Source organism: Methanomassiliicoccales archaeon (assembly GCA_035527755.1).
Lineage (GTDB): Archaea > Thermoplasmatota > Thermoplasmata > Methanomassiliicoccales > UBA472 > UBA472.
Genome location: DATKZX010000012.1, coordinates 1 through 12,237, shown reverse-complemented (window position 1 = coordinate 12,237; position 12,237 = coordinate 1). Strand labels below are relative to the sequence as shown.

General features: G+C 54.7%; 7 protein-coding genes and 1 tRNA gene. 3 read left to right on the top strand and 5 right to left on the bottom strand.

Features of this window, described 5'->3' with window-relative positions; all coding sequences use genetic code 11:
• Positions 1-270 precede the first annotated feature (270 nt).
• A complete protein-coding gene (ppsA, locus tag VMW85_04955; GenBank protein HUT27375.1) occupies positions 271-2,583 on the top strand; it encodes a phosphoenolpyruvate synthase in 2,313 nt (770 codons plus the stop codon).
• A 24-nt stretch (positions 2,584-2,607) separates the two neighbouring features.
• Here ppsA and VMW85_04950 read toward each other — a convergent pair whose 3' ends face one another.
• Together VMW85_04950 and VMW85_04945 are read right to left on the bottom strand one after the other, a co-directional pair.
• Complete coding sequence (locus VMW85_04950) at positions 2,608-3,405, bottom strand: CBS domain-containing protein (protein ID HUT27374.1); 798 nt, start codon at positions 3,403-3,405, stop codon at positions 2,608-2,610.
• 92 nt (positions 3,406-3,497) lie between these two features.
• Positions 3,498-4,631, bottom strand: a complete 1,134-nt coding sequence (locus VMW85_04945; protein HUT27373.1) for a hypothetical protein — start codon at positions 4,629-4,631, stop codon at positions 3,498-3,500.
• A gap of 183 nt (positions 4,632-4,814) precedes the next feature.
• Here VMW85_04945 and VMW85_04940 point away from each other — a divergent pair.
• A tRNA-Asp gene (locus tag VMW85_04940) sits at positions 4,815-4,887 on the top strand.
• 5 nt (positions 4,888-4,892) lie between these two features.
• Here the strand turns inward: VMW85_04940 and VMW85_04935 are convergent.
• The 3 genes from VMW85_04935 to VMW85_04925 form a co-directional block, all read right to left on the bottom strand.
• Positions 4,893-9,995, bottom strand: coding sequence for a PKD domain-containing protein (locus VMW85_04935; protein HUT27372.1), 5,103 nt, complete (start codon positions 9,993-9,995; stop codon positions 4,893-4,895).
• Positions 9,996-10,151: 156 nt separating this feature from the next.
• The gene (locus VMW85_04930) at positions 10,152-11,300 is read right to left on the bottom strand and encodes an acetoin utilization protein AcuC (protein HUT27371.1); all 1,149 of its coding nucleotides are present in this window, start codon (positions 11,298-11,300) and stop codon (positions 10,152-10,154) included.
• A complete protein-coding gene (locus VMW85_04925; GenBank protein ID HUT27370.1) occupies positions 11,297-11,626 on the bottom strand; it encodes a hypothetical protein in 330 nt (109 codons plus the stop codon). Before VMW85_04925 ends, VMW85_04930 begins: the two co-directional genes overlap by 4 nt.
• A 228-nt stretch (positions 11,627-11,854) precedes the next feature.
• Between VMW85_04925 and VMW85_04920 the strand changes: the two genes are divergently transcribed.
• Positions 11,855-12,237: hypothetical protein (locus VMW85_04920; GenBank protein HUT27369.1), on the top strand; the 383-nt coding region annotated here is incomplete at its 3' end.

Sequence of the window (12,237 nt, the reverse complement as noted above, 5' to 3'; positions counted from 1 at the left end):
GAATCATCGATCCCCTGACGTAAGTGGCCTTTCGATGCGTGGTTCATCGGCAAAACATCACGATCGGGGACCCACTGAGTGACTGGACATGTCATTTTTTCATCTTCGAGGTAAGTAAACGCTCGATAAATAGATACAATCGGACTCATTCAGTATTTAGAAAAATTAATAGACCTCCCGCCTATTTTCCATACGGGTTAGGACATTGAAGGGCCGTCGGCCCCGGTGAACTTGCCTGCATCAAAAGTTCTTAGAGTGGTGAAAGACCCCATGAAAAGGATAATGAGCATATCTGACCTAGGCAAGAACGATATCGACATCGCCGGTGGCAAAGGAGCCAACCTCGGTGAATTGGTGTCCGCAGGGTTCAACGTCCCCCCCGGATTCGTTCTTACCACAGCGGCCTACGATTATTTCTTGGATACCAGTAAGATAGCGGAACGCATCAAGGACGTTTTGGCTGAAGTAGATGCCAATTCTGAATCCTCATTACAAGATGCCTCCGCTCGCATAAGGGAGTTTTTTAATCAGTGCGAAATACCAAACGATCTAAAGGACCAGATATTGGTCTCCTTCAAAGCGATGTTCAAGGGCAAGAAGCAAGGGCTGGTAGCCGTAAGGTCCAGTGCCACGGCGGAAGACCTGCCCACGGCGAGCTTCGCCGGTCAACAGGACACCTACCTCAACGTGGATACCCCGGAGGAACTCCTGGAGAAGGTGCGTAAGTGCTGGTCCTCATTGTACACCCCCAGAGCGATCTCCTATCGAGTGACCAAAGGTTTCGAGCATTCCAAGGTCAAGCTCGCCGTGGTCGTTCAAAAGATGATCAACTCCGAGATCTCCGGCATCATGTTCACGGTCGACCCTAACTCCGAGATGCCTCACATCATCATCGAGGCCGGATATGGGCTGGGGGAGGCCTTGGTCGGAGGGAAGGTTACCCCGGACACCTACGTGGTGGACAAATTCCACGACAAGATCTTGAACAAGAGGATCTCCAAACAGAGCTGGAAGCTTATCCGCGGAGCGCACGGAGACTGTGATAAGGCCGATGTCCCCGATGAGATGCGCAGCGTACAGAAGATGGGTGACGAGCAGATCCTCGCCCTGGGAGAGATAGGCCGCAACATCGAGGCCCATTACAACAGGCCGATGGACATCGAATGGTGCATCGAAGAGAAGATCATCTACGTGGTGCAGGCGCGTCCGGTCACAACGCTCTCGCCCAACGGCGTCAAGCCCAGCAATAAGACCGCGCAGGACCACGGGTTGACCAAAAGCGCCAAGGTGATGGTCAAGGGAATGGGAGCATCACCTGGTGCAGCTGGCGGTCCGGTCCGTCATGTCTCCGATGAAATGAACCTGGAGGTGGTCAAGAGCGGGGATATCATGGTCACCACCATGACCTCGCCCGACATGGTCCCGGCAATGACCAGAGCGGCGGCCATTGTCACCGACGAGGGGGGCATGACCTGTCACGCGGCCATTGTGGCCCGGGAATTGGGCATCCCGTGCATAGTAGGCGCGAGCGGCGCATCCGAACTGCTCAAGGAAGATACGATGGTCACTGTTGATGGCACCATGGGCGTGGTGTATGATGGCGTCGCGGAGAAGAAGGAAAGCAAGCCAGCATCAACATTGGCGGTCGGTTACGCCGCCCCGATCACCGGCACCAAGGTGCTGGTCAACCTGGCCATTCCTCAGAAGGCCGAGGAGGTGTCCAAGCTCCCGGTCCAGGGAGTCGGTCTGATGCGGATCGAATTCCTGTTCACCTCCTATATCCAGGAGCACCCCTGTGCCCTGATAGAGAGGGGAGAATCCGACTTTCTGGTGGACAAGCTGGCCGATGGCATAGCCATGGTGGCGAGGGCGTTCTATCCCCGCCCGGTCATCCTGCGGACCTCAGATTTCAAGACCAACGAGTACCGCGGCATGAAGGGCGGCGATAAGTACGAGCCGCATGAGGAGAATCCCATGATCGGTTGGCGCGGATGCTCCCGATATGTCTCTGATTCCTATCGCGAAGCTTTCAAATTGGAGCTGAAGGCCATCAAGAAGGTGCGTGAGGAGATGGGGCTGAAGAACCTGCACGTCATGTTGCCCTTCGTCCGCACCATAGATGAGCTGAAGAAGATCAGTGTCATGATGACCGATGTGGGATTGGAACGCAACCGCGATTTCAAGCTATACCTGATGGCGGAGATCCCATGCAACATATTCATGGCCGAGGAGTTCGCCGAATGGTGCGACGGCTTCAGCATCGGTTCTAACGACCTGACCCAGCTGACCATGGGCGCGGACCGCGACTCCGAAGTTCTGGGGAAGATGGGTTACTTCGACGAGAGGAACGATGCGATAAAGCGTGCCATCAAGTTCCTCATAGACGCCGCGCACCGCAAGGGACGCACCGTCTCCATCTGCGGACAGGCCCCGTCGGTCTACCCGGAGTTCACTGAGTTCCTGGTCAAGGCGGGCATCGACAGCATCAGTTTGAACCCGGACACCGTGGTGAACACCCTGAACGTCATCGCCTCGGCGGAACAGAGAATATTACTGGAAGCTGCCAGAAAGAACTTCCAGTAAAACCTCTTCCTTTTTTTTATAATCCTATTCGTTCTTGATGTCTAACTGCACGTCCTTGAGCAAACGGGTAGTGATCTCCACCAGAGGATGGTGGGAACCATCGATGATCGTCACGTCGTTCAGTGAGTGCAGACCCTGTTCTTCGGCGCTGCGCTCCAACCCCAGCTCCACTTCACGGCTGGGTTCCAATACGAAAGCGGAGAACTGTCGCACCCCCATCTGCTTAGATGCCAGTGCACGATGGTGTCCATCTACCAGAATGAAGTGATCGTTCTTCTGGATGACGATTATCGGCTCCACGAGACCTCGTTTGATCTCCTCCTTCCGCCCTAGCAGTTCGTCAGCGTAGACCTCTTTCTGAGTTGGACGCAAGGATTCCACGGGAACGATCTTCCTCCGTACGATGATGGACACCCCATGCTTGGTCTCCAGGAAGCCTTTGATCATGGCCACCTTGTTCGGTGTGGCCCTTTCAATATGGGAACGGACTATGTCCAGATTGGAGATTATGCCCAATAGCATACCGTCGTCATTGATGACCGGTACGTTTCGCAGCCCGTAACGGAAAAGTATGCGGGCCGCGTCGTCAAGGTCCATCTTCGGGTTTACCGTCACCGTCCCCTGGCGGATGATATCCTTGATAGGGTTGTCAGGGGTTTGGTATGTGCGTAGAAGCTCTTTGGCGGTGATGAAACCTACAAGCCGCCCGTTCTCGGTAACTGGCATACCGTGGAATTCACTGGATATTAAAAGACCGACCGCCTGCTTGACCGTGTAGTTCAGGGGGATCTGGACCACTTCCCTGATCATGTAGTCTTCCACTTTAGGTTTCCGTTCGGCCATATGATTCGTCAATCAAAGCGCGCCCTGCGTTTAATACTTTGCTGGGAACGGCGCTTTGCGATACAATCGTATCAGTATCTCCTTCCTGGTCCCCTTTTTTCTGGCTTGGGGGCATCGAAGGCCTGCCAGAGCTGAAGCAGCAGATATGGAACGGACATGATGGCGGTCGTGACCATTCGTACGCTCAGTTCAAATTCCGAAGGCCCGAAGAGCATGCTGATCGCCACCAGGGAGAACATGGCCAGAAATCCTCCGACGATCAGTAGGATCAGACCTTTGACGACCTTTCCCATGTAAATGTGACCGATGCCCATGAACCCCAGGAACCCCAGTGCCAGACCAAGAATGAAGGCGAACCGGGGATCCTTATCGTTCGGATAGGTCATCTGGCCGTATCCGACCTGGGAATATTGGGACGGATATTCGACCGGGCCTGTTGGATAAGTATCAGCGGGTGGCCTTTGATGGGGGTTGTTCGCGGCTTCGTTAGTGGATTGCCAACGATGATCGGCCGGAGATCCTTTTGGTGCCTGATCGAAGTTGGTCCCGCAATGTGGACAGAAGGACAACGTTCCATCGCTGGCCTTTCCACATCGGGAGCAGAATTTTTGAACCGTCAAGATATTTTGCCTCGATCGCGGGGTCTGATGGCTGGGAACGGATCGTGATGGGTTCCCGCTCTCGACGGGTAGTTCCCAATTCCTCTCGATCCACTCTACTACGGATTCGATCTCTGGCCTGCTTCTGATCCCGGTTTCATAGACCCTTGCGGTGCTCGTCTTGAAGGACAGCGTCATGTACCCTCTGGTTTCCTCGACCTGCGGGGCGTTCGAGAGATCATTGGTCCATATAGAAACAATATCCTCCTTCCTCATGAAGGATGGACGTCCTATCAATTTGTTGAACAGGAACTGGGGGAAATCCACTCCGTTCGAATATACGGAAACTGGGTAGAAGCTACTTCCCAACACTCGCTTAAGGAACATGTAGCTAACAAGTATGGCTACGGTCAGTATCGGAACGATGGCTAGGAATATCCACCACATCTCTGGCACCAGGTAAAGTCCGGTGTATAGCAGCATACCGTCAACTATGGGGATGTAGAGAAGGTTGGCATTGAGCACGATCTTCTTTCTTTTGATCGACGGGTCGTTGACCGTCAACGTTCTAACCAGCCCGCCTTTATTTATCGAAGAATCGTCCACCAAAACCCCACCTTCCCATTAATCAACTTCAATATTAATATCTATTTCTAACAAATTATATAATCAACAAAACCTCACTAGGTTCCGCAGTGCGCCTGGCACACCCCTCCGACGACAGGTGCCAGCAACCAGTTGTCACCTTAAGGATTAAATATTACCATTCGATAAGGGGAAAGGCCGCATGCCCCGGTAGTGTAGTGGCCTATCATGAAGCCCTGTCGAGGCTTCGACTCGGGTTCAAATCCCGACCGGGGCGCTATTTTATCTTCTTCTTATCAAGACCGCCACCATCACCGCCACGACGATCGTACAGATCGCCAGCACCATCAGCCAGGGGGATATCTTTCCGGAGGCGCTGATCGAACTGGTCCAGAAGGTGTCACCGGGATCGGAGTCCTGGTCCTCATCGAATATCAATGCGGCGTTGATCCGACCGCCATTTAAATCTTCTAGGGGCACCAGGACGGTCTTCCTCTCTCCCGCTTCAAGCTGGTATCCTTGCTCCATCATCATGTTCTCGGTGGTCACGTTCAGCAGAACATAGATGGTGAGAGGACCTTCGTTCACCAGCTCCGCCCGGAACACCCATCCATCATCATCCAGGTAACAGGATGCGTTCTCCATGGACACGTCCCCGATCCACACCACGATCGCGATCGAGGTCGCATTTCGCTCTCCGAAGTCGTCGACCACGGTGAGCGTGACCTGATAATCGCCTCTCTGAGCATAGCGATGGACCGGGGTCGCGATCTCCGCGAACGAACCATCTCCGAAGCTCCAGTTATATCCGACCACCTCACCGTCGCGGTCCAATGCTTCGGCCGTGAAGGACATCTCCAGCGGATGGACCGGCCCCAGGACCGCCGATATTCCCACCTCTGGGAGCAGATCGTTTACCTTAAACACGATGCTGGCCGAGGTCTCCCCTTCTGCGTCATCCACGCAGGTGAGGGTCACAGTATAGTTGCCTGGCGCTTGATAGACATGCTCGATGACCCTTCCTTCCTCAACACCACCGTCCCCCATGTTCCAGAGGTAGGAGGTCACCTCTCCGTCAGCGTCCCAACCCTGACCGATGAACTCCACCGGCTCCAGGGACCAAAACTCCCCTTCCGGGGTTTCGAACGATGCTTCCGGTAACCGGTTGATCACCACGATCACCTTGGTAGAGAACCCAGTGGCTCCACGGTCATCGCGCAAGGTGAGGGTGACCGTGTGATCCCCCGCCCGCTGGTAGGTGTGCTTTGGAGAGCTGATGGTGGAACCGTTCCCGTCGCCGAAGTCCCAGGTCCAGGATGTTATCCTCCCGTCGGGGTCGAAGGAACGGTCCTTGAACTGCACCTCGACCATGCTCAGCACCTCTTGAACGCATCCGAAGGCGGCGGTCGGTGGAGCGTTGTACACCGTCAGGCTGCGGGTGGTCACGTTCTGGGCTTGATCATCATCCAGGACCGTTAGGGTGATGAGATAGGTGCCGGGCGTGGAATACCGATGCCCTACCTCCCTACCGCTCAATGTCGATCCGTCACCGAAGTCCCATGTCCAGGACCGTACCTGTCCGTCGACGTCCGAACTATTGTCGAAGAAGTTCACCGTCTGCAGACTGGCCACGTAGCTGGGTGACCAGAAGAAGTCGGCCTTGGGGGCGATGTTCCCCACCGATACGATCTTGGTCCAGCTGTTGTTTTCTCCATCCGTGTCCATGACCGTCAAGGTGACATTGTAATCGCCCAGCAGCGCGTAGGAATGGATAGGGTCGCTGAGGTTGGAATGGTTTCCGTCACCCATGTCCCACGACCAGCTGACCAAATCGCCATCGATGTCCGATGACAGGTCTTGGAACTCGATGATCCCCCCGGGAATGGGCTGAGAGGGTGTGTAGGAGAAATAGCTCACGGGCAAGTGGTTTATGACCTGCAGTTCCATCGAGACAGAGTCACTTGAACCCTTATGATCGGTCACCGTAAGTGTGACGGTGAAAACGCTTTTGACCGTGTAATGGTGACTGACGACCTTCCCGTATGCCTCATCACCGTCTCCGAGATCCCAGGTCCAGTTGGCGATGCCCGAGCCGCTTGCGCTGGCGTCGGTGAAGTTGACCTGGCTAATGATATCGATGACCTCGCTCCCCATGACGAAATCAGCGACTGGAATGTCATGAACATAGCTGCATCTGCCCACTTTGGGATATTGGTCAAGAACGTCCTGTCCCTCGTACGCTTCGTCCGAGATGCCGTCCGGTCCGGGCAGGTCCTGTCCCGGACCGCTGCTTACATCCGTGTCAGATTGATCGGACCAGTGGTTCCCTCCGATAGGGTAGTCCTTACCGACCACCAACTGTGAACGTAACTGTTGCACATGGCATACGTTGTCGATCAGGTCGTTGCTCCACAGCAGACCGCTGGAATCGACGGCCATTACGCCCACGGTGCAGTTCTCGATGGCGTTCCCCACCACCTCCACACCGGTGGAGCCGACCAGTGTCAATCCCTGACCGCCGTTCCGGAGATGGAGACCGCTGACGACCATGTCGTGGCAGCTTACCAGGTATAGGCTGCCGGTCCCGCCCTCAACGGTCAAGTTGTCCTGGTCATGCAGGATGACCAGAGGTCCGTAGGTAAGGTTCACCCTTTCCACGTCATGTATGAAATGGGCTTCGATGTCCCCGATGATCGACAGGTCGGCTGCGTTGCCCATCAGTTCAACATCATGCATGACCAGGCCGCTACACCGTTCGATGGTCAATCCCCTCTCTCCCCCAGACCAAGTGAGGTTGAGCAGGGCGCCGCTGGATTTTTTCAGTAGAAGGCCGTATCCGCCCTGTCCATCGACACCGTCCAATGCGACCACGGAACTTGTGAACGCCCATTCGGACATCTGGCCTATCAGCTCCGAGGTGGTCATTTCCACGAGGGTGCCGTTCAACTGCCACCCCATTCCACCAGATATCGTGGTATCCAGCGCCATCAGGGTCCCTCCCTCGATCAAAGATGGCGTGGTGGTGGACAGCCCGTTCAGGTCGCATCCGGTAAGTTCCACCTCACCAGCGTCGCTCAATATGTGGTATGAGGAACCGTACAGCGTTGAGCTGTCGGCCTTCAACGTACCTTGTACCATCACCCGGGAATCGTTGCCTGATGACAAGAACTCCACAGTGCAGTTACGTATGTCCAATGTGGCCCCGGTCCCTATGAACAGGCCAGTGGTCAGTTCCACGTGCATATCTTCCCATATGGTGTATCCTGAGATCGAGCGGTCCACCACTACAAAGACGCTCTTCTCATCGTTGGCAGGGAAATCATCGATCAGACCTTCCACCCGGACCGTGAGTTCGTACTGCCGGCTTTCTGAAGGAGTCCATGTCAGGTCCACCCAGGCGCTCTCTCCGGGGACCAGGCTCACCGGTCCGGTGTCTACCACCGCATCATCGGCGTAGAGCTCCACAGTGGCATTCCCGAGGTATTGCCCCATGTTCTGCACCCGCGCCGTCACTTCGCCCTCCACACCCTGGACGAATTGACCTACGGACATCTCTACGACCCCCAGGTCGTGGGTCCCCAGACCCGCCTTGAGGACCATGGTCTCCGGGTCACCCAGCAGGTTCAGTTCCATATAGACCCAGCGGATGGTATTGGCATATCCCGCCTGACCGATCAATTCCTCCTTGGATAGGGAAAGCGCCCTTCCCAGTTGCGTCACGTTATCGTCGAACACCTTGCTGAAGAACGAGAGGTCGAACTTCTGAGAGGAGCCGTCGGTGCTGCCTGGTGCATACCATCCGTAACGGGAGTTGCCAATGAAGGCCACAGCCCCGTGCTCTCCCTTGATGAACTCCTCGCCGATGCAGTCGTCAGAGGTGTCTGGCCCTTGATCGAAACCTCCGACCATGCATGCCTGGGTATAGAGGATGAACGGCAGGTCGTTCTGCAGCCCCATCACATCAAAGATGTTGATATCGGCGAACCCCAGGTAATTGCCATGGCCCATGTGGTTGACCAGATGCGCCCCCGATTCCAGTTGGTTCAGTAAGATTACATTGGAGAACGTTCCATCCCGTTCGTAGATGGTGGTCCGGGTGAGGTTCTTGTCGGCCAATACATCGTTGTATACCTCATCCTTGTAATCACCCCCCCAGGTCTCTGGGTTTGAGCTAAGCAGTTCCCCCACGAAAAGAAGGTCTTTGTCGTACTGTTTGACGTATCCCTTCTCGTAACTGATGGTCTTATTGACGAAGTTCCATGCCTCCTGGGTGTTTGAAACTGTCGCTCGGCCAACGAACACCTCTGCCAGCAAATCGGCCTCTTCCCCGGCGGTCCCCGTACCTAATGGCTCGCCATACACGCCGTCATTGTCATTGTCCCAATCTCCGTCCAAGCCGGTGAAGTAAATGTCCGCGGGCAGCTGATCGTTGTATCCACCGGTGGACACAGAGACCTTCCTGGAGGGGATGATCTCCTCGTCACCGCCAATGAGCACGTAGCTCACGCCCCATTCCTGGTGGGCGGCGTTGATGAAATTACGGACCAGTGTCTGGGTGTCGTTGCCCTGGCCATTGTGCGATGTCGGGTTGGCCCACAAGGAACTGTAGGACCTGATCTGCTGCAGGGTGACCACGATACTGTCCACGTTCTGATGAACGGAACCGAGCTCGTTCCTCACCCCCTTCCATGTGGCCAAGGCCTGGAATGGGACGCTCAGGAACGAATCGGTGATGATAAGATGATCATAGCTCCCGTCCGGAAGTATGTTGGAGGTCGTGGTGCGCGGAACGTACGGCAGGACCTCAGGATTGTCGACCAGGTCCCTAACGCGGTCCAGGTCGCCGATCGATTCGATATCGTCAGCCTCGGTGACGATGGTGACGGAATAATCAGGAATGAACGTCAGAACCCCGGTACTCCGGTCCCAGACCAATGGTCGAAGGTTAAGACATATTACCTCCACCCCTTCGAGCACATATGTGCCTGCAAGGTCCCAGGCACCCCGGTCGACGATGTCCTTCTCCGGGGTCTCGACGCCCAGTGGGGCCTCGCATGGATTCTGAGCATAGTTCTCTATGATCTCCAACGATGATGGGCGAGCATGATCCACCTCCACATTCTTCAGATGTCGGCCGGGCTGCAATGCCAGCAGCACGGTCTCTACCGGCAATGTTGGGGCTCCGGCGCTCGGGTCGAGGTCGAGTCCGTTCACGGTGAAAAGTCGGTCTTGTCTGCCAATATCTACGTCCGGGGAGGAGAAATGGAATTCGTAGATGATCGTTCGCCCATCGTCTCCAGTGGTCTGTACGGAGAACAAAGGGACGAGCAATGAAAGGGTCAAAAGAATGATGACCGCCTTTTGAATGTTCGATGGCGCGTTCATGTACAAACCCAGTCATTTTCTTAAGGGTCGATATCCTATAATTTCATTTCCTAATGTTCTAGATCGCCCCGGTCGCTGTCCGGAGCACGGATGATGGAACGGCGTTGTGCCTTTCCAATCAGGGGCGTGCCTGCTTGGATCGATCGGAACATGCTGTCACTTGATCAGCGGTATGACCTCGTCGAAGAGGTAGTCCAAACGTTTGTGGAACTCCTCCTGCTGAACCTTCCATTTTCGGTTGAGGCCGGAGTCCCTCAACAGGTGCATCCCCTCGGGATTGAGAGGGAACGAGCCGGAAACTGTGCAGACCACCAGGCTCCATATCCTTCGGCTCGCGTCCGCTGAGTAACCTCCGCCGCCGGTCACCAGGTAACGACCGTCACAATGGTCATGGGCCAGGCGATGAGTGATCTCCGCCACCTTCTCATACGCCCTGGTGGTCAGCCCCATGCCCACCATGTGGTCGGTGTAATGAGCGTCGGTACCGAACTGGTGGATGATGATCTCGGGCCGGTAAGCATCCAAGGCCGCGGAGACTACCTTTTCGTATGTTGGAACATAGACCTCGTCCGGGGTGCACCGGGGCAAGGGCACATTGATGGAGTAGCCCCTCCCTTCACCTTCACCCATCTCGGTGACCGCCCCGGTCTCCGGATAGAAACCTGGCCCGTAACGATGAAGGGATATGGTCAGGACCTTTTCATTGTAGAAGATGGATTGCGTGCCGTCCCCGTGATGACCATCGATATCGATTATGGCTATGCGTTCGTAACCGTATTTACGTTGCAGCCTTCGAGCGGCGATGGCCAGATCGTTGAAGATATTGAATCCGGCCGCTTTGTCCGAGTGGGCATGGTGCAACCCGCCCCCGGGGGTCATGGCATGGTCGAACTCCCCTCGGGCGATACATTCAGCCCCCGTCACCGTAGCCCCCACCGCAGCCAAAGCGCCTTCGAACAGTCCTTCGCATACGGGGGTGTCTCCCATATCCAGGCATCCGGTGCCGATCTGGCTCATTTCCTTTACGATGTTGATGAGCTGTTCGGTGTGGACCTCCCTCAGGTCCTCTTCGGTGGCCAGCTCCGATGTCATGGACCTAAGGAGGTGATCGAACACCCCCATCTCCATCAGCGTATCCATTACCAGCTGGAAACGGATGGGCTGATAGGGGTGCTCAGAACCGAACTGATATTTGAGCAGTTCATCATTGTAGATAAAAGCGGTATTACCACACATCAGGATGATCCGTCCATTGGCCTCCGGAGTTGAGACGTGGTAGAGACCATATATCTTTTCCTTCCTCAATCGACGAAGTGAATGGCGATCGACCCTTCCTTGGTGGCTAGATGCTTGGATATCATCCCAGATTCCATCCAGCAGACGTTGAACACTGCAACTGGAACCAGGCAGGTGGGCGTAAGAATGCCATCCTGGGCCTCGGTCATGATACGGGAATCGCGCAACTCGCTTATGTCGTCCATGCTCACACTGGTCAGCCTCTCACCATAATTTTTCACATTGGAGCAGTCCGTCTCTATGCTAACTTTGATTCGGTCCTCCCCATCCATCTCCGCCGTGATCCAGGTTTCATGGGAGCAGATAGGGGTGACGACCTTTACCCGGGATGCCATGAACATATCGAACTCAGATACTGGTATAATTTCCTTTCTTTGCTTCGGATGTTAAGAATTGGATTTTTTAAAATGATCTGTGTCTAGACCGTTGAGATAATAATTTGGATGTGGCATCATTTTTTAATTATTTGAGTGACAACATATAGTAACACGAAATCATTATTTTGGCATAATACTTTATAGTCTAATAATATTACGAGTATTGTTCCAATTACAGGTGTTATTATGCAATACAAGAAAGTGATCACGTTGATGGCGGTCATCGCCCTATTGACCATGGCCATACCAGTTATTGCAAGTGGCGACAGTGCGGTGAACGACACCGGGGGGATCAGCATCACGGACTCCCGCGGCGTTATAACGAACCTGTCCCGACCAGCCACCCACGTGGCATCGTTCGGCGCATTCGCCACGAACACGTTGGTCGATATCGGTTTCCTTGACAGCGCGGTCATTTTCGATGCTGGTTCCGAGTATAACAAGAGCGCCATCCCAGAGATGATGAACATGTCAGCTGACAAGTTCATAATGGTAAGCAGCAGCAACAAGGACGCGATCATCCAGACAATGCTAGAGATGGTGGATGAGAACGTATGGAACAAGACGAC